This window comes from Janthinobacterium sp. HH104 (assembly GCF_001758715.1).
Classification (GTDB): Bacteria; Pseudomonadota; Gammaproteobacteria; order Burkholderiales; family Burkholderiaceae_D; genus Janthinobacterium; species Janthinobacterium aestuarii.
This window is the reverse complement of sequence record NZ_LRIB01000008.1, coordinates 1-21,570: the sequence shown is the minus strand read 5'-3', so window position 1 is coordinate 21,570 and position 21,570 is coordinate 1. Positions and strand designations below refer to the sequence as shown.

Genomic DNA, 21,570 nt, shown 5'->3' with positions numbered 1-21,570 from the left:
TCAGCCTCCTTGTGTGATGGCAGGGTCGTCAAAGAAATAATCGCGCCAGCTGCCGGGCAAGTTGCGGATGGCGCTTACGCGGTGCAGGAATTGCGCCAAGCCATAGGTGTTTTGCGGCGCGATCTTGAATTGCACTTGCGGGTTGGCAAAGATTTTCAGCAGCAGATTGCGGTCCACCTTGCTTTTATTCACCTTGATGTAGATGTCGGCCGCACCTTGCGGATTGCTGCTCGCATACTGCGCTGCTTCCGCCAGGGCGGCGATGAAGGCGCGGTAGGTTTTCGGATTGTCCTTGCGGTACTTTTCCGTCGCATACAGCAAGGTCGACGAGCTCGGTCCGCCCTGCACGTCGTACGAGTTCAGGATGATGTGCGCGTTCGGGTTTTGCGCCAGCTCCTGTTCCTGGAATGGTGAATTGCCGAAGTGGCCGCTGAGCTCCGTGCCGCCGGCGATGATGGCTGCGGCCGCATCCGGGTGCGGCAGGGTTTGCGTGATCTTGTCGAGGCGGGCGAATTCCTTGTCGCCCCACTGTTTCGCCACGGCCATTTGCAGGATGCGCGCTTGCACGGAAACGGAGACGGCCGGCAAGGCGATGCGGTCCTTGTCCGTCAAGTCCGCCAGGGTTTTTACCTTGGGATTATTGCTGACCAGGTAATAGGGGAAATTGCCCAGCGAAGCCACGCCGCGCACATTCTGCCGGCCTTTCGTGCGGTCCCAGATGGTCAAGAGCGGACCCAGCCCAGCACCCGCGATATCGATATTACCCGACAACAAAGCATCGTTGATGGCCGGGCCGCCAGACAGGGTGATCCACTCGACTTTCACATCGACGCCCTGCTGCTTGCCATGCTTTTCAATCAGCTTTTGTTCCTGCGCGATATTGAGCAAAAGAAAAGTGATGCCGTGCTGGCCCGCGATGCGGATCTGCCCTTCGGCCCGGGCCATGGGCATGGCCATGCACAGCACGGCAATGGTGGCAAGCAGGCGGCGGGTAAAAGTCAAGATCGGCAACATGGACACTCCTTGGTCAACTACGTTCAAAAAAATCAGTACGGCGCATCGCCTTCGATGGTCGTGCGATACAGCTTGCGGCGCTGGTCGGACGGACAACCTGTCGCCAGATGCATCAGGGAACGGTTGTCCCAGAACACCAGGTCGTGCGGTTGCCAGCGATGCACATACAGGTGCTCGGGGCGCACGCTGTGGGCAAACAGTTCATCGAGCAGGGCGCGGCTTTCATCGTCGGGCAAGCCGACGATGCGCGTGGTGAAGTGCTCGCTGACAAACAGGGCGCGGCGTCCCGTTTCCGGACGCACGCGCACGACGGGATGGGTAACGGGTTTGACTTCATCGATCTGCGCCTGCGTCAGCGCGGGGCGCCATGGGTTGCGGCGGCGCAATTCCTCATACTGGCTCAAATAGCTATGCTCGGCACGGGCCCCGCGCACGGCGTGGCGCAGCGCGGCCGGCAAGCTTTCCCAGGCCAGGTGCATATTCGCAAAGACGGTATCGCCGCCCTCGTCCGGCAACTCTTGCGCGTGCAGCATGGAGCCGAGGCTGGGCACTTCCTTGTACGACAAGTCCGAATGCCAGAAATGACCAGCGTCGCCGAGGCCGATGGGCTGGCCGTTTTCAACGATGTTCGAGATGATCAGCACTTCCGGCTGCGATGGCAGCTGGAACTGGCGCAGCACGTGGATTTGCAGCGGGCCGAAGCGGCGGCTGAAATCGACTTGCTGCTGCGGCGTGATGCGCTGGTCGCGAAACACCAGCACGTGATGATCGAGGTGGGCGTGGTGCAGGCGCTGGAAATCGCCCTGCGACAGCGGCTGCGCCAGGTCCAGACCCAGCACTTGCGCGCCGAGCGGCGCATCGAAAGTCTCGATACGGAAGTGACTGGTGGATTGCACGGGTTTCAGGACGGCCGACATGGGAGTTCGCCAAGAGTCTGGGGAAGTCCACTGTATGCCCGCCAGCCTTGCTTGCAAACGAAGCATTTACTATATGGATATGCGCGGCGCGTTGCGCCACGCTGCAACAGGCACTGTCACGCAATGGTGCAACAGCAGGGACTTTGCCCGGGAATGGGGTGAGCATGCAACTTGCTTACCTACCAATTCTCAACCATAGACCAGGATAGCCATGCCCACCTACGCCCTGCTGCTCGCCTTGCTGTTCCCTGCTTTCGCCCACGCGCAGGATAGCGAAGGTGAAAGCGATCTCAGCTACAAAGCCTATGTGCACAGCGACAAGCGCATCAAGTGTTTGTACGGCTATGCGGCCGACAAGACGGGCGACCATGCGGCCGCCGTCGCCATCTTTGAAGATTGCATCCGGCGCTGGAACGATGTGTATTCGATGATTTGGCTGGCCCAGCTGTATGAAACGGGCATCGGCGTGACCAAGGATCTGGCGCAGGCGACGGCGCTGATGCGGCGCGGCGCACATACGAATGATGACGCCGCCTATGCGCGGCTGGCGCGTTACCACTATGGCGTGGCGCTGGCCGAAGGCCGGGGCACGCCGCAAGACATTCCCCAGGCCAAAACCTGGCTGCGCCAGGCGGCGCAGGAAGGCGTGCGGGAGGCGGCCGATTACCTGGGCCGCCTGGACAATGCGGCGCCGTAAGCACGGCGCCGGCATTGATTACGCGATGGCTTCGTAGCGGGCCAGGCGCGTCGCCATGCGCGGCGCCAGCTCGTGGCCAGCCGTGACGGTCACTTCCAGGTCGTTCAGCAAGCCATCCTTCAAGCCATAGACCCAGCCGTGCACGCTGAGTTCCTGGCCCCGTTCCCACGCATCTTGCACGACGGTGGTCTGGCACACGTTCAAGACCTGTTCCACCACGTTCAGTTCGCACAGGCGGTCGCCGCGCTGGCGGCTCGTCAGCACGTCACCCAGGTAGCGCTCATGCTTCTGGCCCACGTCCTGCACGTGGCGCAGCCAGTTATCGACCAGGCCGATGCGCGTGCCCGTCATGGCAGCATGCACGCCCTTGCAGCCGTAATGGCCGACGATGATGATATGTTTGACTTTCAGCACGTCCACAGCAAATTGCAGGACGGACAGGCAATTGAGATCGGAATGCACGACCACATTGGCAATATTACGGTGCACAAACACGTCGCCAGGCGCCATGCCCAGCAGTTCATTCGCTGGCACGCGGCTGTCGGAGCAGCCGATCCACAGGTATTCGGGCGACGTTTGCGCTTCCAGGTTCTTGAAGAAGTTCGGGTCCTTCGCCACCATCGAGTCGGCCCAGCGGCGGTTACGCTGCAGCAGTTCCGCCAGGGCCGGGCCATTTTTCTGTTCGGTCATATCGCTCCCATTGTGTACGTACGACTGAATTGGCGGCAGATCGCGCCCATAGGCCGGCGATGCCCGCACATTGCTCAGTCGTGATGAAAAAAACGCCGGGATGTTGAAGCATCCCGGCGCATGGTATTACGTGTGCTTATTCAAAAAAATCCTTGACCTTGTCTTTCCAGGTCTTGCTTTGCGGACTGTGCTTGGCACCGCCCTCGGTCGTCGACTTTTCAAAGTCGCGCAGCAGGTCTTTCTGTTTTTCCGTCAATTTCACGGGCGTTTCGATGGCCACGTGGCAGAACAGGTCGCCCGCGTAACCGGAGCGCACGCCCTTGATGCCCTTGCCTTTGAGGCGGAAAGTCTTGCCCGACTGGGTGCCTTCCGGGATCGTGAACGACACTTTGCCGTTCAGGGTAGGTACTTCGATTTCGCCGCCCAAAGCCGCCTTGGTGAACGAGATCGGCATTTCGCAATGCAGGTCGTCGCCTTCGCGCTGGAACACGGCGTGCGGCTTGATGTGGATTTCCACATACAGGTCGCCCGACGGACCGCCATTCGTGCCCGGTTCACCGTTGCCGGACGAACGGATACGCATGCCGTTGTCGATACCGACTGGAATTTTCACTTCCAGGGTCTTGTTGCGCTTGATGCGACCGGCACCGCCGCATGGCGTGCACGGGTCGGTGATGACCTTGCCGCTGCCATGGCATTTCGGGCAGGTTTGCTGGATGCTGAAGAAACCTTGCTGCATGCGCACCTGGCCGTGGCCACCGCACGTACCGCAGGTGGTGGGCGACGTGCCCGGCTTGGCACCGCTGCCGTGGCACGTGTCGCACTTGTCCCAGCTCGGCACGCGGATGGTCGTGTCGAAGCCGTGAGCAGCTTGCTCCAGTGTAATTTCCAGGTTGTAGCGCAAGTCGGCGCCACGGTACACCTGTGGCCCCGCATTGCGGCTGCGTCCACCGCCACCGCCAAAGATGTCGCCGAAGATATCGCCGAAGCTGTCGGCAAAGCCGCCAGCACCGCCGCCGAAGCCGCCACCGCCGCCCATGTTCGGGTCCACGCCAGCGTGACCATAACGGTCATACGCATCGCGCTTTTCCGGATTGGTCAGCATCTCGTAGGCTTCTTTGACTTCCTTAAACTTTTCTTCCGATTCCTTGCTGTCCGGATTGCGGTCCGGATGGTATTTCATCGCCAGTTTACGGTAAGACTTTTTGATCTCTTCTTCCGAAGCATTTTTTGCGACACCGAGTGTCTCGTAAAAATCACGCTTTGCCATGTTGTCGGCACCTTGCAGTCTATCTACTGATGTAAAAATTACACGAAAAAGCCGAGTCGAGTGCTGCACTGGGCAACGACTCGGCTCGGCCGGTCTTCGCGGCTAATCCCGCGATGTAGCGTTCAGCCCGGCTGCCCCCAGTTCATGGGAGCGCAAGACATTACTTGCTGTCTTTGACTTCTTTGAAGTCAGCGTCAACAACGTCGTCTTGCTTGGCGCCTGCGTCCGATGCGCCAGCAGCTTGCTGTGCACCTTCCGCGCCGCCGGCAGCTTGCTGCGCTTGCATGTCGGCATACATTTTTTCGCCCAGTTTCTGCGATGCGCTCGACAGTGCTTCCACCTTGGCGTCGATCTCAGCCTTGTCGCCCGCCTTGATGCTTGCTTCCAGGTCGGTGATCGCCGCTTCGATCTTCTCTTTCTCGCCCGCATCCAGCTTGTCGCCGTATTCGGTCAAGGATTTCCGGGTCGAGTGTACCAGAGCATCGGCCTGGTTGCGCGACTCGGCCAATTCTTTGACCTTTTTGTCTTCTTCCGCGTTCAGCTCGGCATCCTTGACCATCTTCTGGATTTCAGCCTCGGTCAAGCCGGAATTGGCCTTGATCGTGATCTTGTTTTCCTTGCCGGTGGCCTTGTCTTTCGCGCCGACATGCAAGATGCCGTTGGCGTCAATGTCGAAGGTCACTTCGATCTGTGGCGTGCCGCGCGATGCTGGCGGGATGCCTTCCAGATTGAATTCGCCCAGACCCTTGTTGCCGGCGGCGATTTCGCGCTCACCCTGGAAGACCTTGATGGTCACCGCAGGCTGATTGTCGTCGGCCGTCGAGAACACTTGGCTGAACTTGGTCGGAATCGTCGTGTTTTTGTGGATCATCTTGGTCATCACGCCGCCCAGGGTTTCGATACCCAGGGACAGAGGAGTAACGTCCAGCAACAGCAAGTCCTTGCGTTCGCCCGACAGGACCGAACCTTGAATCGCTGCGCCCACGGCGACGGCTTCGTCCGGGTTCACGTCCTTGCGTGGATCCTTGCCGAAGAATTCCTTCACTTTTTCCTGCACCTTCGGCATACGGGTCATACCGCCGACCAGGATAATGTCATCGATGTCCGACACTTTCACGCCTGCATCTTTGATAGCAATGCGGCATGGTTCCATCGTGGCCGTGATCAGCTCTTCCACCAGCGATTCCAGCTTGGCGCGGGTCATCTTCAGGTTCAAGTGGACCGGCGCGCCGTTCGCCATGGCGATGTACGGCTCGTTGATTTCGGTTTGCTGCGACGACGACAATTCGATCTTCGCGCGCTCGGCCGAAGCCTTGATGCGCTGCAGGGCGATCGGATCTTTTTTCAGGTCGATGCCGTTGATCTTCTTGAACTCGTCGATGATGTAATCGATGACGCGCTGGTCGAAGTCTTCGCCGCCCAGGAAGGTGTCACCGTTGGTCGACAGCACTTCAAATTGTTTCTCGCCATCAACATCCGCGATTTCGATGATCGACACGTCGAACGTACCGCCACCCAAGTCATACACGGCGATTTTACGGTCGCCTTTTTCGGTCTTGTCCAGGCCGAACGCCAGCGCTGCCGCGGTTGGCTCGTTGATGATGCGCTTGACGTCCAGGCCAGCGATACGGCCGGCATCCTTGGTGGCTTGACGCTGCGAGTCGTTGAAGTACGCAGGCACGGTGATGACGGCTTCGGTGACTTCTTCACCGAGGTAGTCTTCTGCCGTTTTTTTCATCTTGCGCAGGACTTCAGCCGAAATTTGCGGCGGAGCCAGTTTTTTGTCGCGTACGCCGATCCATGCATCGCCGTTGTCGGCTTTCATGATCTGGTACGGCATCAGCGCGATGTCTTTTTGAACTTCTTTTTCGTCGAACTTGCGACCGATCAGACGCTTGACTGCGTACAGCGTGTTTTTCGGATTGGTCACGGCCTGGCGTTTCGCTGGCGCGCCGACGAGAATTTCGCCATCTTCTTGATAAGCAATAATCGACGGCGTCGTGCGTGCGCCTTCAGCGTTTTCGATTACCTTTGGTTGACCGTTTTCCATGATGGAAACGCAGGAATTCGTGGTTCCCAGATCGATACCGATAATTCTACCCATGATTTATTTCCTTTTATTTGCTAGATTTCAGATGGTTCTTATATGTGGCAAAGCGGCATGGTTTCAAGGCTTGCTTGATGCCGCCCTCTGATTATTTTGCTTGCGCGGTCGTTACAATGGCTGGACGCAGCAGGCGGTCCGCAATCATATAGCCCTTTTGCAGGACTGACACGATGGTATTGGCTTCCTGGTCCGCCGGCACCACGGCAACGGCCTGGTGTTTCATCGGATCGAGCTTTTCGCCCTGCACTGGCAATACTTCCACCAGGCGGTTGCGCTCGAACGCGGCGTTCAGTTGCTTCAAGGTCATCTCGACGCCTTCTTTCAGCGATTCGATGGTCGGTGCTTCCACCGTCAGCGCCGTTTCCAGGCTGTCTTTGACGGGCACCATGGCTTCGGCAAAGCTCTCGACTGCGAATTTATGCGCTTTAGCAACATCTTCCTGCGCGCGGCGACGGATATTTTCGCCATCAGCCTTGGCGCGCATGAAGGCATCGTGCATCTCTGCAAGACGCGCCTCGGTACTCGCCAGCTGCTCTTCCAAAGTAGGCTCTGCGGGAGTCGATGGGGCAGTCGCCGCGGCGTCCGCTTGCGGATTAGGTACAGCTTGGTTTTCCTGATCTTGCATCTGAAAAGCTCCTACAATCAATGACTTAAATGAGTTAGTCTAACTATCTTTACAACACTAACGGGCAGATGGGGCTATATCCTATTGTTTCAAGGGGTATTCGTGGCAAAACCGGAATTACATCGGTCCATGTTACAGCGTATTACAAAATGCTATCCATTTCGGCCAGCGATCCGTGCGCGCATCCCTTGATTTTCCAGGCTTCCCACGGCAAAGCGGGCATTCTACCAGCCCCGCCGCCGCCATCGCCATTGGCTGTGTTGCTATTTGGAAAGCTGCTTGGCCGCGCCAGACATGACAAAGCCGCGCAAGCGCGGCTTTTTATTGTCAAAAATTTACAATCCTTAATTCGTCGCGCCCAAGGCCAGCGCTGCCGTGCGCGCCTGCTCGCCCGCTTTCTTGTCCGCTTCGCGCTGCGCCGCCGTCTTCATCGTCGGCCAGCCAATCATGTGCTGTTCCGCAATTTCCGCCATGCCCGCAATCCAGGCCGGCGTTTCGTTCAGGCAAGCGATGTAATGAAACTGCTGGCCGCCGGCCGTCTCGAAATCATGCTTCGCTTCCATGGCGATCTCTTCCAGGGTTTCCAGGCAATCGCTGGTAAAACCCGGGCACAGCAGATCGACGCGCTTGACACCTTGCTGGGCCAGCGCCACCAGGGTGGGCGCCGTGTACGGCTGCAGCCATTCGGCCTTGCCAAAGCGCGACTGGAAGGTCACCACATATTGCTCTTTGCTTAATTTTAACTTTTCCGCCAGCAGGCGCGCCGTTTTCAGGCATTGGCAGTGGTAGGGGTCGCCCAGCAGCAAGGTGCGCTTGGGTACGCCATGAAAACTCATCACCAGTTTTTCCGGACGGCCATGCGCTTCCCAATGATTCAGTACGGAATCGCGCAAGGCGTCGATATACGTGTCGTGCTCGTGGTATTGCTTAATGAAGCGCAATTCCGGCACATTGCGCACGGTGGCGTAATGGGCAAACACGGCGTCGTAGATGGAACCCGTCGTCGTGCCAGAATATTGCGGATAGGCCGGCAGGATGGCGATGCGCTCGCAGCCTTCGCTTTTCAGCTTGGCCAGCACTTCCGGCAAGGAAGGCGAACCGTAGCGCATGGCCATCGCCACCGTCACGCCGTCATGGCCGCGCTCGGCCAGGGCGCCGGCCAGCAACTTGGCCTGCTTTTGCGTATGCACTTTCAGGGGCGAGCCCTCGCGCGTCCAGATCGATGCATATTTCTTGGCCGACTGGCCGGAGCGGAACGGCAAGATGATCAGGTTCAGGATGAACCACCAGACGATGCGGGGAATCTCTACCACGCGCGGATCGGACAAGAATTGCTTCAGGTAACGCCGCACGGCCGACGACGTCGGTGCATCGGGCGTGCCCAGGTTGACGAGCACCACGGCGCTGCGGTCGATGCTGCCATGCGTGTACGGCGGTTCTGTTTGAAATGACATGAAGGCTCTTCGAAGGCGTTGGATGGATTAGCCAGTTATTATAGTTGCATTGAGTTAATAGCGAAGTGCTGGGGTCAGACCCTCAATGCCGCTAACGTCAAGCTCAGCGCGGATACAGCCAAGGGCTGGGGTCAGACCCGGCGGGTCTGACCCCGGTCTGCCCCCAGCCATGAATCAAATCGCGAGCAGTTCACGCGCATGCTTGCGCGTGGTGGCCGTGATTTCCAGGCCGCCCAGCATGCGCGCCACTTCTTCCACCCTGGCCTTGGCGTCGAGCATGTCGATGCGCGAGGCCGTCTTGCCATTGTCCAGGGTGCTTTTTGCTACCTGGAAATGCTGATTCGCCTGGCTGGCCACTTGCGGCAAGTGGGTCACGCACAGCACCTGGCGTCCCTGTCCCAGGCGTTTCAATAGCCGCCCCACGACCTCGGCGACGGCGCCGCCGATGCCGCTGTCGACCTCGTCGAAGATCAGGGTCGGCGTGGTCGTGGCGTGCGAGGTAATGACGGAAATGGCCAGCGCGATGCGCGCCAGTTCGCCGCCGGACGCCACCTTGGCCAGGGAACGCGGCGCCGTGCCCGCATGGCCGGCGACGAGGAACTCGACTTGCTCGAGTCCGTGGGCGGCCGGTTCGCACGGGTGCAGAGCGATTTCAAAACTGCCGCCCGTCATGCTCAGTTCCTGCATGGCGCGCGTGACGGCTTGCCCCAGTTCCAGGGCGGCCGCGTGGCGCGTGGCGGACAGGCGCTCGGCCACGGCGCGGTACTCGGCCTCGATCTTCGCTTCCTGGCGCAGCAAGCCTTCGATGTCGGAAGCGTCGGCCAGGTGCTGCAGCTTTTCCGACAGCTTCACGTGTTCCTCGGGCAACTCTTCCGGCGTGACGCGGAATTTGCGGGCCGTGCTGTGCATGGCTTCCATGCGCGCGTCGAGCTGGTGCAGGCGCTCCGGGTCCAGTTCCACCCGGTCCAGGTAATTGTTCAGCGCGTAAACGGATTCCTGCAACTGGATGCGCGACGACTCGATCAGATCGACAATCGGCTGCAATTCCGCATCGACGGACACGAGCTTGCCCAGCTTCTGGTTCAGGGCCGACAGTTGCGACACGATCGGGTGGTCTTCCGACTCGGAAATGAGGGACAAGGCTTCCTGCGCCCCTTCCAGCAGGCTGGCCGCGTGCGACAGACGGCTGTGCTCGTTCGTGATGTCCGTCCATTCACCGGGCTTGGCGGCCAGTTTTTCCAGCTCTCCCACTTGCCATTCCAGGCGTTCACGCTCGTACAGCACGTTGGCCGCATTCGTTTCGAATTCCTCGCGTTGGCGCACGAGGGCGCGCCAGCGCTTGTGCAGGGCGGCCACTTGCCGCGCATCCTGTTCCGCGCCCGCTTCGCGCGCCGTCGCCTGGCCGTCGAGCAAGGCGCGCTGCGCTTCGCTTTTCAGCAAGGACTGGTGCGCGTGCTGGCCGTGGATGTCGACCAGCATGTCGCCCAGTTCGCGCAGCTGCGCGGCCGTGGCGGGGATGCCGTTGATGTACGCTTTCGAGCGGCCCGCGTTGTCGATCACGCGGCGCAGCAGGGCGCCGCCATCGTCGTTGGCGAATTCATGCGCCACCAACCAGGCTTGCGCCACGTCGCTGACGGAGAAATCGGCCGTGATGTCGGCCTTGGCCGCGCCTTCGCGCACCACGCTGGCGTCGCCGCGCCCGCCCAGCGCCAGGGTCAGCGCATCGATGAGGATGGACTTGCCGGCGCCCGTCTCGCCCGTCAGCACGCTGAAACCGGCGGAAAATTCCAGTTCAATGGTATCGACAATGACAAAATCGCGAATGGACAGTGTATGGAGCATGGCTTCTGTGGTTGGGCGGCGCACCGCGGGTTGAGGTGGAGAAAAAGTTAGCTGAGCTTGCCCTCGCCCGACGGGTACTCATTCCAGTGCAATTTTTCACGCAGGGTGTTGTAGTAGCTCCACCCTTCCGGATGCAGGAAGGTAATCGTGTGCGGCGAACGGCGGATGAGGATGCGGTCTTGCTGCACCAGGCTGGCAAAGGTCTGCATGTCGAAATTGACGCTGATATCGCGCCCGCGCACGATTTCCACGACGATCTGGCTGGAGTCGGGCAAGACGATGGGGCGGTTCGACAGCGCATGCGGGGCGATCGGCACGAGCACGATGCCGCCCAGGGTCGGATGCAGCAGCGGGCCGCCGGCCGACAGCGAGTACGCGGTCGAGCCCGTCGGCGTGGAAATGATCAAGCCATCCGACCGCTGGTTGTACATGAAGTGGCCATCGACCTCGACGCGCAATTCGGCCATGCCCGCGCCGGTGCCGCGCGAGACGACGACATCGTTGACAGCCATGCCCACGTGAATCGACTCGCCGTCGCGCAGCACGCTGCCTTCGAGCAAGGTGCGGCGTTCGGCCTTGAAACGGCCGCCGAGAATTTGCGCCAGCACGGGCAGCATGCGCTCGAGCGGGATATCGGTCATGAAACCTAATCGCCCTTGATTGATGCCGATCAAGGGTACGTCGAATGGCGCCAGCTGGCGCGCAATGCCCAGCATGGTGCCGTCGCCGCCCATGACGATGGCGCAATCGGCGGCGGCGCCGATCTCGGCCGGCGACATGGCGTGCACGCCGGGAAACGCGAGGTTCAGGTGCGCGGCCGTCTCCGCCTCGAAGACCACCGTGTGGCCCAGCACTTGCAGGAAATCGACGATGCTTTTTACGGGTTCGGCAATGCCATCCGTATTCTGGCGCACGACCAGGGCGATGGTCTTGGCACCCAGGTTGAAGCGTTCGCCCGGGGCTGGCAAGGTCGCGGCTGGCTGTTCGGCGCGCTGTTCGGCGTGTGTATCGACGGGCATAAGAGTCTCGGTAGTGAATTCGGTGGCAAGCCGCCCCAGGCTGTCGCGTCGCACGCCGGCATCGCAAATACTGTATATATCCACAGTATAGTGCGGCTGCCGTGTGCCCGCAAGGGGCGTTCTTGGTGTTGCACGCAGTGTAGCGCAGAAAAAGAATCGTCCATGCGTGCGCCAGCGCTCCCTGCATGGACAAATCCGCTTGCAGATGGCCTGCCGCGGCAGGACACTGATTTCACGTTACTTTTACTGTCAGGAGGCCATATGGTTACCCAGCATAGCGAACGCAAGATCAATACCGACGAAAAGGTCAAGAATGACGGCGTCGACCGTCTGCCGCACGAGCGCGATGAATCGCCCGATGCGCAAAACGTGCATCCGCGCAAGATCATGCAACAGGCGGCCAGCGACCTAGAACAGGGCCTGGTCGACACGGACCGCCGCGCCCAGCCCGGCGTGGAAAAGGTCAAGCCCACCGAACCGAAACAGGCCCGTCCCGACCCGCAGCTGGAACCAAAGAAGGCACGCTGACTCCAACTGTCACGCACTGCTAGCGTTATGGAGTACGTCATGCACCGTTACGTCTGTTCCTTGCTGCTGGCCGCCGTCTGCGGCCCCACTACCGCCCATGCCCAGGCGCCCGCCATGCCCGTCGGCTTCGGCCCGCAACCCGTGCTGCCCGCGCCGGACAAGCAACTGATTCCCACCGTCAATGTGGCGCCCATGCAGCGCTGGACGGCGGCACAGCGCCCCGTGGCCGCGCCCGGCCTGGCCATCCATGCCTATGCGCGCGACCTCGACCATCCGCGCTGGCTGTACGTGCTGCCGAATGGCGACGTGCTGGTGGCGGAAACGAATGCGCCGCCGAAGCCCGACGATAACAAGGGCATCAAGGGCGCCATCATGCAGATGCAGATGAAAAAGGCGGGCGCCGCCACGCCCAGCGCCAACCGCATCACCTTGCTGCGCGGCATCGACGCGAATGGCGTGGCGCAAACGCGCAGCGTGTTCCTGCAAGGATTGAATTCGCCATTTGGCATGGCGCTGGTCGGCAACGAGCTGTACATCGCCAATGCCGATGCGCTCATGCGTTTTCCCTACAAGGAAGGCCAGACGAGCATCACGGCGCCTGGCGTGAAGGTGGTGGATTTGCCGGGCGGCCCCATCAATCACCACTGGACCAAGAACGTCATCGCCAGTGCCGACGGCAAATTTCTCTATGTTACCGTCGGCTCGAACAGCAACGTGGGCGAGAATGGTCTGTCGGCCGAAGACGGCCGCGCCGCCATCTGGCAAGTCACGCGCGCGACGGGCAAGGCACGCGTGTATGCGACGGGTTTGCGCAACCCCGTCGGCATGGCCTGGCAGCCGCACAGCGGGGCACTGTGGACGGCCGTCAATGAACGCGACGAGCTGGGCAACGACCTGGTGCCCGACTACATGACGTCCATCAAGGACGGCGCCTTCTATGGCTGGCCCTACAGTTATTTCGGCCAGCACGTCGATGCGCGGGTCAAGCCGCCACGTCCCGAACTGGTGGCCACCGCCATCGCGCCCGACTACGCGCTGGGTGCGCACACGGCCTCGCTGGGGCTGGCGTTTTATGACGGCACCTTGCTGCCCGAACGCTACCGGGGCGGCGCCTTCATCGGCCAGCACGGCTCGTGGAACCGCAAGCCTTTCAGCGGCTATAAAGTCATCTTCGTGCCCTTCGCGAATGGCGTGCCCAGCGGGCCACCGCAGGACATCATCGCCGGTTTCCTGGACAGCAATGGCAAGGCGCAGGGGCGCCCAGTCGGCGTGGCCGTCGACAAGGCGGGGGCGGTGCTGGTGGCGGACGACGTGGGCAATGTCATCTGGCGCGTGACGCCGGCGCCGTGAGCGGCGATGCCCGGCGCGCGCATGCGCCCCCTGTGTGGCGCAACGAACGGAAGGGCAAGGGTGGCACGCGCATGATGGGCGCTCGAACCACGCAAGGAGTACATCATGAAAAAAACAGGATCAGCCGTCTGGAGTGGCGGCCTTAAAGATGGCAAAGGGTTTATTTCCACCCAAAGCGGCGCGCTCGACAATGTAGCCTATGGCTTCAACACGCGCTTCGAAGACGGTCCCGGCAGCAATCCGGAAGAACTGATCGGCGCGGCCCATGCGGCCTGCTTCACCATGGCCCTGTCCGGCCAGCTGGGCGAGGCGGGCCTGCGCGCCACCGCCCTGAAAACCACGGCCGATGTCAGCCTGGAAAAAATCGATGGCAGCTATGCCATCACGGCCGTGCACCTAACCCTGGTGGCGACCATTCCCGGCGCCACCGACGAAGCGTTCCAGGACGCGGCCCTGCGCGCCAAGCTCGGTTGCCCCGTATCGAAGTTGCTGGCCACGGAAATCACCTTGGACGCCCATCTGGAGTAAGCACGCCACCGTCCGCCGCCCCGGTAGCAGCGGGCGGCAGGGGCGGTCTCGGCAAGAAAGCCGTAAAACGCATAAAATCCTGCCATTCCCCTATCACCATCAAGGATTTACGATGCGTATTTTGCACACCATGTTACGGGTCGGCGACCTGCAGCGCTCCATCGATTTTTACACCAAGGTCCTGGGCATGACGCTGCTGCGCACCAGCGACAATCCGGAATACCAGTACACCCTGGCCTTCGTCGGCTATGGCTCGAATCCCGATCATGCGGAACTGGAACTGACGTATAACTATGGCACCACCAGCTACGAGCTGGGTACGGCGTATGGCCACATCGCCATTTCGGCCGACGACATCGTCGCCGCTTGCGCCGCGGCACGCGCGAATGGCGGCAACGTCACGCGCGAACCGGGTCCCGTCAAAGGCGGTAATACCGTCATCGCCTTCATCACCGATCCGGACGGCTACAAGATCGAATTGATCGAACGCAAGTTCGACGGCCAGGGCGGCGGGCTGTAAGTCCTCAGCCTGGCTCGGCGGCCTGTGCAATGGCCGCGCGTAGCCAGGCGATGCCCGCATCGCCGTCCGTGCGGCGGTGCCGTATCGTTTCAAACGCAAACGGCGCGATGGCAAATGGCACGGCATACAGCGCCAGCCCCTGCGCCGCACTGTCCTGCAAGGCGCGCTGCGCCACCGTCAGGATCAAGTCCGTCCCCCTCACGACCTCCGGTGCGACCGTCCAGTACGGCACACGCACGGCGATGCGGCGTGTCTGTCCCAGCTGGGCCAGGGCAGCATCGACTTCGGCCGCCATGCCGCCTTCGCTGGATGCCACCAGCACATGCGGGCGCGCCAGATAGGTTTCCAGGCTCAGCATTTCACCGGACGCCAGGCTGGCAGGATCGAGCGCGCACACGAATGTTTCCTCGAACAGGGTTTCACGATGTAACTGCTCGGGCAGTTGCGGAAACACGCCCAGCGCCAGGTCGATCTCGCCATCCTGCACGCCAGCGATCACGGCCGATCGGCTGGCATAGCTGATGGCCAGGTCGATACCGGGCGCTTCCACGCGCAAGCGGCGCAACAAACGCGGCAAGGTCAGCGCCGCGCCGTAATCCGACATGGCCAGGCGAAACACGCGCTGCGCCGTGGCCGCCTCGAAGACGGCGCCACCGAGCACGGAGCGCACGCTTTGCAAGGCTTCGGCCAGCGGCCGCGCCAGCTCCAAAGCACGCGCCGTCGGCTGGAAGCCGCCCTTGCCGCGCAGCAGCAGCGGATCGCCGAGCAGATGGCGCAAGCGGGCCAGCGCATGGCTGACGGCAGGCTGGCTCATGTGCAAGCGCTCGGCCGCGCGCGACAAATGGCGCTCGCTGAGCAGCGCTTCCAGGATTACCAGCAGGTTCAAATCGACGGCCCGCAGATTATTCATTTGCTGCATAGTTGGCTGACAAACTACGAATTGGATTTAATGATGACAGCATAATACGATGACTCCATCAACTCAACTGTGGAGTCACATATGCATGGATGGATTACCGTATTTGCCCCGCTGGCCATGCTGGCCGGCGCCGTCGTCCCGTTCCAGGCCGGCGCGAATGCCGCGCTGGGCCGCAACCTGGGCCACCCGCTGTGGGCCACGCTCGCCTCGCTGGCCGTCAGCGCAGTGCTCGCGTCGCTCGTGATGCTGGTCTGGCGGGTGCCCGCGCCCGATGTCGGTCTCGCCATGCGCGGACCGGGCTGGTCCTGGCTGGGCGGCGCGGCCGGCGTGTTTTACATTACGGCCGCGCTGATGCTGGCCCCGCGCATGGGTTCCGGCCCCTTCATGGCGGCCGTCATCGGCGGACAAATGCTGGCCGCGCTGGCCATCGACCGCTACGGTTTGCTGGGCTTTGCCGTCAAGCACATTTCTCCGCTGCATTGGGCCGGTGCGGGACTGGTGGTGGCGGGGGTGATCCTCACGCAAATAGCCAACAGCCGTGCCGCGTGAAAACAGGTCAAGACGAAGAAAAACCAGCGCCGTCACCGGGGCTGGTTTTCATCTGAATCTGCAGAAAAAAGATTACTTGTCGAGCAAGGCGTTGACGGGCATCAAATCCGTTTCCTTCAGGGTGCCGGCCGCCGCCTTCAGGCGCAAACCGTTCATGATGGTGTCGTAGCGGGCTTTCGACAGGTCTTTTTGCGTCGAGAACAGTTGTTTCTGCGCATTCAAGACGTCGATATTGATGCGCACGCCCACTTGATAGCCGAGCTGGTTCGATTCCAGCGCCGACTTGCTCGACACTTCCGCCGCTTCCAGCGCCTTCACTTGCGCCAGGCCGCTGTTGACGCCGAGGAAAGCCTGGCGCGCGCCTTGCGATGCCGTGCGGCGTGCCGTTTCCAGATCGTTGCGGGCCTTGTTTTCCAGCGCGATCGATTCGCGCACCTTGCTGGTGACGGCAAAGCCGCTGAAGATCGGGATGCTCCACTGCACGCCGATGGCGTTGTTGTTGGAACTGCCGCTGCCGCCGCCCGTCGTATAGGTATGGCCCGCGTTGGCGATCAGGTCCAGGGTCGGATAGTGGCCGGCGCGGTTGCGGCCGATATCGCGCTTGGCCGATTCCACGTTGAATTGAGCTGTGACGACGCCGAAGTTCTGCTCTTCCGCCGAGCTCACCCATGGTTCGATGGCGGCCGGTTCCGGCGCGCTGATGACCACGCCCGTGCGCATCGGCGCCAGCGACGTTGGCGCTTCACCGATGATGGTTTGCAAGGCGCTGCGCTTGTTGGCCAGGTCATTGATGGCGGCAAATTCCTGCGCCACCACCAGGTCGTACGCCGCTTGCGCTTCGTGCGTATCGGTAATCGTTTGCGTGCCGACTTCGAAGTTGCGCTTGGCCGATGCCAGTTGCTCTGTCGTCGCCACTTTTTGCGCCTGCGTGGCGCCCAGGTTGTCCTGCGCGCTTAGCACGTCGAAATACGCTTGCGCCACGCGCGTGATCAGATCTTGCTGTACCTGTGCAAATTGCGCTTCGGCAATCGCCTGCGCCAGCTTGCTTTGCTGATAGGTTTCCCAACGATCCCAGCGGAACAGCGGCTGCGCCAGGGTCAGATTGTAGGTATTCGTGTGCACCTTGACCGTCGGCATGGAGATCGTGCTGGTGATCGGCTCGATGCTGTTGCGCGTATTGCTGCCTGAAGCCGACACTTGCGGCAGCAAGCCTGCCAACCCCTGCGGAACCCGCTCCATCCCGGCCGACAGGGCCGCACGCGCACTCGCATACTGCGCGTCATTGGCCAGCGCCTGCTGGTACACCTGGATGAGATCGGCCGCCTGCGCTTGCAGCGAGCATGTCATCGAGACAAAGGCGCTGGTCATCAGCACGGCGATAAGGGGTTTCCGCATTGCATTTCTCCGTTGGAGTCGTCAAAAGTTGATGGAATCAAAAATCTGCTACCGCTTGCCTTGCGCCCGCCGGGTGAGCGGGGTACAGGCCTCCGCAGGCATGCAGGAAAACATGCCTGGGTGCATCTACTGAAAAGATAACTTAGAACCTATCCCAGTAGGGAGCGTCTTCTGTTGGCAGTTCATCAGGAGCGCGGACAAGGCGTGAGGAGGACGCGTGGCGAGCCACGCAACGACGATCAACGCAGTCCCCGCTTCTGAGGGGCGCCAGCAGGAGATGTATTCATCTACTGGGATAGGCTCTTAGTATTTAGGCATCGCGCTGTCGACTTGCAGCGCCCAGGCGTGCACGCCGCCCGTCAAATTACTGATCTTGCCAAAACCATTGCGCTCCAGGAAGGCCGCCACTTGCATGCTGCGCATGCCGTGATGGCAGATGCAGACGATCTCGGCGTCTTCATCGAGGTCGTCGATGCGGGCAGGAATCGAGTTCATCTGCATCAGGGTGGCACCGTCGAGGTGGCACAGGTCAAACTCCCACTGTTCCCGCACGTCCAGCAACAACGGACGCGGGCGGGAAGGGTCAGCCAGCCAGGCGGCCAGCTGCGGTGCACTCAAATGCTCCATCGAATCGGTCGCCTCAGAACTGGAAATGCGACGGTGCAACAGCTTGCAGCGGCGTGACATTGGTTTCAAACAGCTTGCGCGTGTCGTAGGCCTTGTCCGAGCTGCGCGTGATCAGATGCGCGGACATGATCGGCGCTTCGCCGATGATGGCCAGGATGCGGCCGCCCACTTTTACTTGTTGCAACAACGCTTCCGGCAACACGGCCAGGGCGCCAGACACGACGATCACGTCGTACGGCGCGCCCTTGCTCCAGCCCTGGGCGCCGTCACCCAGTTCCACGGTGACGTTCGTCACGCCATTGGCGGCCAGGTTCTGCTCGGCCATGGTTTTCAATTGGGGAACGATTTCCACGCTCGTCACATGCCGCGCCTTGTGCGCCAGCAAAGCGGCCATGTAGCCGCTACCGGTGCCGATTTCCAGCACATTTTCATGCTTCTTGACGGCTACGTCTTGCAAAATGCGCGCTTCCAGCTTCGGCGTCAACATGCATTCGCCGCCGCCCAGTGGAATTTCGGTATCGACGAAGGCCAGGTTTTTATAGGCGGCCGGTACGAAATCTTCACGCTTGACCACGTTCAACAGCTCCAGCACGTCGATATCCAGTACGTCCCATGGACGGATTTGCTGTTCGATCATATTGAAGCGGGCTTGTTCGATATTCATCTTTGGACTCGGTAAGTGAAGTAATAATCCGCCATTTTATCGTTGAACTGGCTGAAAGCACATGTTAACCATAAAGGCGGGGAATGGAGGGAATTTGCGACGATCTGCAGATTTGAGGGGGCGAACCTTGGAAAAGGGGCAACTGAACGGTAGCAGAGGACATGGCACGTCAGCTTTTCCCAGGCGCCTCCACCTGCAGGCTGCGCAAGCTCATGTCGATAAACGCATCCATATAGGCGATCGGATCGATATTCTTGACCTCGCACGGCAGGAAGGAATGCGTCCACATCATGAGCATGGTGACGGGTGCGCTGAGGATGGTGCTGACGAGCACGGGATCGACCTGGCGAAATTCGCCGCGCTGCATGCCCCGTTCCAGCAGGGTGGCAATCAGCGCATTCCCTCGCGTGACTACCTCTTCGTTGTAAAACTGCGCCAGTTCCGGGAAATTGTTCGCTTCAGCCAGCATCAGCTTGGTCAAACCGGCCAGCTTGGTGGCGCCGAATTCTTCCCACCACTGCATCATCATGCTGCGCAACAACTCGGCGCTGCTGCTGTCCGAGGCGGCCATGCTGTCTTCCGCCTCGCCGATCGACTGCACGATATTGTCGCGCACCACGGCCTTGAACAGCTCTTGTTTATTCTCAAAGTACAGGTACAGGGTGCCTTTCGACACGCCAGCCCGCTTGGCCACATCCTCCAGGCGCGTCGATGCGAAGCCCCGTTCGACAAACAGGTCGAGGGCGGCGGCGAGCAATTCCTGCGGGCGGGCATCCTTGCGCCGCTCCCAACGGGGCTTGGTATCAATCGGGGCTTGCATGTGTCTTTCCAAGTAACTTACTTTTGAGTCATTAATAGTAGTCCTGTCTACCGCCAAGGTCAAGCGCGAGGCACCGCCGGGCCGTTGGACGACACGTCCCTTTGCACGGACGACACATCCGTTTGCACGCAATGCAACAAAAACTTGCAAGCGGATCTAGGAACACGCAAAAAAGTACAAGCCGTGTGCAATCTGTCTATACGTGGCGAAAAGCCATTTCAGGTGTAGTTCAGTATCAGACGAGGTATGGACTAGAGTACAAAAATTCCTATCGACCTCGCTAAACGCGTGATCGAGATTATACAACTCGTAGTCCGAAGGTCAGCACGAGGAATTATGAGGCCACTGCACTGAATGTCTAACTTCTCAGCTAAATCGTTTTCTACATCGAAATTCATCGCACACACATGGGGAAGACAAATGCTTTTCTGGTTTGCTCAGTAAAAATATCGTTTATTTATGACAACTAAATATCTCACTGTAGAGATCAAAATAGTTATTTTTCTGTGTAAATGATTAAAATCCAAAATGACAAATAATGAACATAATCAATGACTTGCGTATAAATTTTTGTTCGTGTAATGTCAGTATTGTTCTGATTTGTAGAAGGTTGTGTTCAATGATCCGCACACCAACCGAAGTGTTGAAAGAATTTCACGAACGCGGCATATCGGTCGCTGCTTGGTCACGTTTCAATGGATTTAACCCAACATTGGTGTACCGGGTACTACAGGCGAAACGTGTGCCAACTCGTGGGCAAAGCCACAGGATTGCAGTCGCACTTGGACTTAAACAGGGGTTAATGGATCAGGAACTTGAGCTGATGAACCGCACGTTTCCGAGAAAGGAAGAAAAAGATATGTAAGTATTTATTTGCACTGCATAAAACACAAACGGCTCCCTTTCGGGAGCCGTCAGCGGTTGCAGCATCAGAAGACACTTCAACAGGGTGGAACCTATAGTGTCTTCCGATTGCAGCCAGGAGTCAAGTCGCGCCTACGAAATGTTGATCTTCTAAGGTCAATGACAACATTCGTCTGTGCGCCAGCAAAGTGCTCGGGAGAAACATGTACCAAAAAGGCAACATCAACCCTACCGCAATTAGCCCAGTTAATCCATGGCAAATTGTTGTAAAAATAGAGGATGCATTCTCAAAACCACCCGATGTGGCAAACGTTCGTCACGGTCAACGACGAATACATCAAGGCGGACGTGGTCGTAGAACGGCGCTTTTTCCTAGTCGAAAGAACGGCGGGGCCATGCCAGTGGAAAGCAGACTTGAGCTCGCTTACGCACTAGTTTTAGAGGCAACCCCTTCGGTCTATCAGTACAGAACCCAAGCCGTTGAAATTATTACCGAAAGCGGTGAGCGTTCCGTGCCGGACTTTTTAATTAAATCGGTACGCGGTAACTATCTATTCCATGAAGTAAAGCCCTCAAAGAGTCATCTTAAGCGGAACGATTTGGATCGTTTTTCCCGCATTAAAACTCTTCTCAGCGAGATGGACATTGAGTTCTTGGTCATCGATGCTGCTGGATTACCAAGCGAAAGCGAAGTGCAAGAACTGCTGCGCCTATACGCACAGGGACACCGTCAACATTACACGGCTGGTCAAATCGATCTCGCTCAGTCGCTATTAGACCAAGAAATTTGGCACGATCTCGGTGGCGCCCGTGAAGTGCTTACTGCCAATGCCCTTCCGTTCGAGCTTGTTAGCTACCTCCTCTTTCATAATCGACTGACATTAAACACCGCCCTGTCAGGAGGCCTATATGGGAAGTAAGGTAACAATAAAGACGTTCAATGCGGTACGAGGCATGCGTTTCGAAATGTACGGAGGTAAATTTGAAGTCTCTTTCATTGTCAATGGAACCATACGCTACTCATCGACTGCGGGAGGCCAATCTCATCAGATCAGCTTCGACCGTTTTGTCGAGCTTCAGAAGGCAGGTACGGTTGTCATTTCCGATATTACAACCTGTAGTGGTTTAATGTACCCGGACACTGATTTAGGCGAGAATGCTCGCCATGGAG

The 21,570-nt window shown here is 59.5% G+C and carries 23 protein-coding genes; 9 read left to right on the top strand and 14 right to left on the bottom strand.

The window, feature by feature from the left end; genetic code table 11:
* Both JAB6_RS00760 and JAB6_RS00755 read right to left on the bottom strand, forming a co-directional pair.
* The gene (locus tag JAB6_RS00760; protein WP_254671402.1) at window positions 1-957 is read right to left on the bottom strand and encodes an ABC transporter substrate-binding protein; all 957 of its coding nucleotides are present in this window, start codon (window positions 955-957) and stop codon (window positions 1-3) included.
* Between the two features lie 89 nt (window positions 958-1,046).
* On the bottom strand, window positions 1,047-1,931 hold the full coding sequence (locus tag JAB6_RS00755; RefSeq protein ID WP_070301004.1) for a TauD/TfdA family dioxygenase: 885 nt from the start codon (window positions 1,929-1,931) through the stop codon (window positions 1,047-1,049).
* 211 nt (window positions 1,932-2,142) lie between these two features.
* On the opposite strand from JAB6_RS00755, the gene JAB6_RS00750 reads away from it, so the two are divergent.
* Window positions 2,143-2,628 carry a tetratricopeptide repeat protein gene (locus JAB6_RS00750; RefSeq protein WP_083292456.1) on the top strand — a complete coding sequence of 162 codons (486 nt, stop codon included), beginning with the start codon at window positions 2,143-2,145 and terminating at the stop codon, window positions 2,626-2,628.
* 18 nt (window positions 2,629-2,646) lie between these two features.
* Here JAB6_RS00750 and can read toward each other — a convergent pair whose 3' ends face one another.
* The 7 genes from can to JAB6_RS00715 all read right to left on the bottom strand — a co-directional run bounded on the left by can (window position 2,647) and on the right by JAB6_RS00715 (window position 11,635).
* Window positions 2,647-3,318, bottom strand: coding sequence for a carbonate dehydratase (gene can, locus JAB6_RS00745; RefSeq protein ID WP_034788731.1), 672 nt, complete (start codon window positions 3,316-3,318; stop codon window positions 2,647-2,649).
* A 136-nt stretch (window positions 3,319-3,454) separates the two neighbouring features.
* Window positions 3,455-4,588: a molecular chaperone DnaJ gene (gene dnaJ, locus JAB6_RS00740; protein WP_034745985.1), complete on the bottom strand. Its 1,134-nt coding sequence runs from the start codon at window positions 4,586-4,588 to the stop codon at window positions 3,455-3,457.
* Between the two features lie 160 nt (window positions 4,589-4,748).
* Window positions 4,749-6,692 carry a molecular chaperone DnaK gene (gene dnaK, locus JAB6_RS00735; RefSeq protein ID WP_034745982.1) on the bottom strand — a complete coding sequence of 648 codons (1,944 nt, stop codon included), beginning with the start codon at window positions 6,690-6,692 and terminating at the stop codon, window positions 4,749-4,751.
* A gap of 91 nt (window positions 6,693-6,783) precedes the next feature.
* Window positions 6,784-7,320 (bottom strand): nucleotide exchange factor GrpE, encoded by a 537-nt coding sequence (gene grpE, locus JAB6_RS00730; RefSeq protein WP_034745977.1) that lies wholly within the window; start codon window positions 7,318-7,320, stop codon window positions 6,784-6,786.
* Between the two features lie 344 nt (window positions 7,321-7,664).
* Window positions 7,665-8,774, bottom strand: coding sequence for a ferrochelatase (gene hemH, locus JAB6_RS00725; RefSeq protein ID WP_070301002.1), 1,110 nt, complete (start codon window positions 8,772-8,774; stop codon window positions 7,665-7,667).
* A 174-nt stretch (window positions 8,775-8,948) separates the two neighbouring features.
* Window positions 8,949-10,616: a DNA repair protein RecN gene (recN, locus tag JAB6_RS00720; RefSeq protein WP_070301000.1), complete on the bottom strand. Its 1,668-nt coding sequence runs from the start codon at window positions 10,614-10,616 to the stop codon at window positions 8,949-8,951.
* A 47-nt stretch (window positions 10,617-10,663) separates the two neighbouring features.
* The gene (locus JAB6_RS00715) at window positions 10,664-11,635 is read right to left on the bottom strand and encodes an NAD kinase (RefSeq protein WP_254671400.1); all 972 of its coding nucleotides are present in this window, start codon (window positions 11,633-11,635) and stop codon (window positions 10,664-10,666) included.
* 261 nt (window positions 11,636-11,896) lie between these two features.
* Here JAB6_RS00715 and JAB6_RS00710 point away from each other — a divergent pair, with 261 nt between their 5' ends.
* The 4 genes from JAB6_RS00710 to gloA all read left to right on the top strand — a co-directional run bounded on the left by JAB6_RS00710 (window position 11,897) and on the right by gloA (window position 14,561).
* A complete protein-coding gene (locus tag JAB6_RS00710) occupies window positions 11,897-12,163 on the top strand; it encodes a hypothetical protein (protein ID WP_070300998.1) in 267 nt (88 codons plus the stop codon).
* Window positions 12,164-12,202: 39 nt separating this feature from the next.
* The gene (locus JAB6_RS00705; RefSeq protein ID WP_070300996.1) at window positions 12,203-13,513 is read left to right on the top strand and encodes a sorbosone dehydrogenase family protein; all 1,311 of its coding nucleotides are present in this window, start codon (window positions 12,203-12,205) and stop codon (window positions 13,511-13,513) included.
* A gap of 105 nt (window positions 13,514-13,618) precedes the next feature.
* Entirely contained in the window at window positions 13,619-14,041 is a 423-nt protein-coding gene (locus tag JAB6_RS00700; RefSeq protein WP_035828320.1) for an OsmC family protein, read from the top strand.
* Window positions 14,042-14,153: 112 nt separating this feature from the next.
* The gene (gene gloA, locus JAB6_RS00695) at window positions 14,154-14,561 is read left to right on the top strand and encodes a lactoylglutathione lyase (RefSeq protein ID WP_080698394.1); all 408 of its coding nucleotides are present in this window, start codon (window positions 14,154-14,156) and stop codon (window positions 14,559-14,561) included.
* 4 nt (window positions 14,562-14,565) lie between these two features.
* On the opposite strand, the gene JAB6_RS00690 is transcribed toward gloA, so the two are convergent.
* Complete coding sequence (locus tag JAB6_RS00690; protein ID WP_070300994.1) at window positions 14,566-15,471, bottom strand: LysR substrate-binding domain-containing protein; 906 nt, start codon at window positions 15,469-15,471, stop codon at window positions 14,566-14,568.
* A 90-nt stretch (window positions 15,472-15,561) separates the two neighbouring features.
* Between JAB6_RS00690 and JAB6_RS00685 the strand changes: the two genes are divergently transcribed.
* Complete coding sequence (locus JAB6_RS00685) at window positions 15,562-16,029, top strand: DMT family transporter (RefSeq protein WP_034745960.1); 468 nt, start codon at window positions 15,562-15,564, stop codon at window positions 16,027-16,029.
* Window positions 16,030-16,101: 72 nt separating this feature from the next.
* Here JAB6_RS00685 and JAB6_RS00680 read toward each other — a convergent pair whose 3' ends face one another.
* From JAB6_RS00680 to JAB6_RS00665, 4 genes are all read right to left on the bottom strand, one after another.
* Window positions 16,102-17,424 (bottom strand): TolC family outer membrane protein, encoded by a 1,323-nt coding sequence (locus tag JAB6_RS00680; protein ID WP_034745957.1) that lies wholly within the window; start codon window positions 17,422-17,424, stop codon window positions 16,102-16,104.
* 303 nt (window positions 17,425-17,727) lie between these two features.
* The gene (locus JAB6_RS00675) at window positions 17,728-18,051 is read right to left on the bottom strand and encodes a rhodanese-like domain-containing protein (protein ID WP_034745954.1); all 324 of its coding nucleotides are present in this window, start codon (window positions 18,049-18,051) and stop codon (window positions 17,728-17,730) included.
* Window positions 18,052-18,064: 13 nt separating this feature from the next.
* Entirely contained in the window at window positions 18,065-18,715 is a 651-nt protein-coding gene (locus tag JAB6_RS00670) for a protein-L-isoaspartate O-methyltransferase (RefSeq protein WP_034745951.1), read from the bottom strand.
* A gap of 169 nt (window positions 18,716-18,884) precedes the next feature.
* Window positions 18,885-19,535 (bottom strand): TetR/AcrR family transcriptional regulator, encoded by a 651-nt coding sequence (locus tag JAB6_RS00665; RefSeq protein ID WP_070300993.1) that lies wholly within the window; start codon window positions 19,533-19,535, stop codon window positions 18,885-18,887.
* A gap of 619 nt (window positions 19,536-20,154) precedes the next feature.
* Here JAB6_RS00665 and JAB6_RS28255 point away from each other — a divergent pair.
* The 3 genes from JAB6_RS28255 to JAB6_RS29530 form a co-directional block, all read left to right on the top strand.
* A complete protein-coding gene (locus JAB6_RS28255; RefSeq protein ID WP_083292455.1) occupies window positions 20,155-20,400 on the top strand; it encodes a DNA-binding protein in 246 nt (81 codons plus the stop codon).
* 202 nt (window positions 20,401-20,602) lie between these two features.
* Window positions 20,603-21,319: a hypothetical protein gene (locus tag JAB6_RS28810; RefSeq protein ID WP_070300991.1), complete on the top strand. Its 717-nt coding sequence runs from the start codon at window positions 20,603-20,605 to the stop codon at window positions 21,317-21,319.
* Window positions 21,309-21,570: hypothetical protein (locus JAB6_RS29530; RefSeq protein ID WP_217494590.1), on the top strand; the 262-nt coding region annotated here is incomplete at its 3' end. The genes JAB6_RS28810 and JAB6_RS29530, both read left to right, overlap by 11 nt.

What these genes read in the sequence shown, in the direction of transcription:
- JAB6_RS00760 (WP_254671402.1), bottom strand. Translation starts at nt 957, where the DNA reads ATGGCCATGCCCATGGCCCGGGCCGAAGGGCAGATCCGCATCGCGGGC.
- JAB6_RS00755 (WP_070301004.1), bottom strand. Translation starts at nt 1,931, where the DNA reads ATGTCGGCCGTCCTGAAACCCGTGCAATCCACCAGTCACTTCCGTATC.
- JAB6_RS00750 (WP_083292456.1), top strand. Translation starts at nt 2,143, where the DNA reads ATGCCCACCTACGCCCTGCTGCTCGCCTTGCTGTTCCCTGCTTTCGCC.
- can (WP_034788731.1), bottom strand. Translation starts at nt 3,318, where the DNA reads ATGACCGAACAGAAAAATGGCCCGGCCCTGGCGGAACTGCTGCAGCGT.
- dnaJ (WP_034745985.1), bottom strand. Translation starts at nt 4,588, where the DNA reads ATGGCAAAGCGTGATTTTTACGAGACACTCGGTGTCGCAAAAAATGCT.
- dnaK (WP_034745982.1), bottom strand. Translation starts at nt 6,692, where the DNA reads ATGGGTAGAATTATCGGTATCGATCTGGGAACCACGAATTCCTGCGTT.
- grpE (WP_034745977.1), bottom strand. Translation starts at nt 7,320, where the DNA reads ATGCAAGATCAGGAAAACCAAGCTGTACCTAATCCGCAAGCGGACGCC.
- hemH (WP_070301002.1), bottom strand. Translation starts at nt 8,774, where the DNA reads ATGTCATTTCAAACAGAACCGCCGTACACGCATGGCAGCATCGACCGC.
- recN (WP_070301000.1), bottom strand. Translation starts at nt 10,616, where the DNA reads ATGCTCCATACACTGTCCATTCGCGATTTTGTCATTGTCGATACCATT.
- JAB6_RS00715 (WP_254671400.1), bottom strand. Translation starts at nt 11,635, where the DNA reads ATGCCCGTCGATACACACGCCGAACAGCGCGCCGAACAGCCAGCCGCG.
- JAB6_RS00710 (WP_070300998.1), top strand. Translation starts at nt 11,897, where the DNA reads ATGGTTACCCAGCATAGCGAACGCAAGATCAATACCGACGAAAAGGTC.
- JAB6_RS00705 (WP_070300996.1), top strand. Translation starts at nt 12,203, where the DNA reads ATGCACCGTTACGTCTGTTCCTTGCTGCTGGCCGCCGTCTGCGGCCCC.
- JAB6_RS00700 (WP_035828320.1), top strand. Translation starts at nt 13,619, where the DNA reads ATGAAAAAAACAGGATCAGCCGTCTGGAGTGGCGGCCTTAAAGATGGC.
- gloA (WP_080698394.1), top strand. Translation starts at nt 14,154, where the DNA reads ATGCGTATTTTGCACACCATGTTACGGGTCGGCGACCTGCAGCGCTCC.
- JAB6_RS00690 (WP_070300994.1), bottom strand. Translation starts at nt 15,471, where the DNA reads ATGAATAATCTGCGGGCCGTCGATTTGAACCTGCTGGTAATCCTGGAA.
- JAB6_RS00685 (WP_034745960.1), top strand. Translation starts at nt 15,562, where the DNA reads ATGCATGGATGGATTACCGTATTTGCCCCGCTGGCCATGCTGGCCGGC.
- JAB6_RS00680 (WP_034745957.1), bottom strand. Translation starts at nt 17,424, where the DNA reads ATGCGGAAACCCCTTATCGCCGTGCTGATGACCAGCGCCTTTGTCTCG.
- JAB6_RS00675 (WP_034745954.1), bottom strand. Translation starts at nt 18,051, where the DNA reads ATGGAGCATTTGAGTGCACCGCAGCTGGCCGCCTGGCTGGCTGACCCT.
- JAB6_RS00670 (WP_034745951.1), bottom strand. Translation starts at nt 18,715, where the DNA reads ATGAATATCGAACAAGCCCGCTTCAATATGATCGAACAGCAAATCCGT.
- JAB6_RS00665 (WP_070300993.1), bottom strand. Translation starts at nt 19,535, where the DNA reads ATGCAAGCCCCGATTGATACCAAGCCCCGTTGGGAGCGGCGCAAGGAT.
- JAB6_RS28255 (WP_083292455.1), top strand. Translation starts at nt 20,155, where the DNA reads ATGATCCGCACACCAACCGAAGTGTTGAAAGAATTTCACGAACGCGGC.
- JAB6_RS28810 (WP_070300991.1), top strand. Translation starts at nt 20,603, where the DNA reads ATGTACCAAAAAGGCAACATCAACCCTACCGCAATTAGCCCAGTTAAT.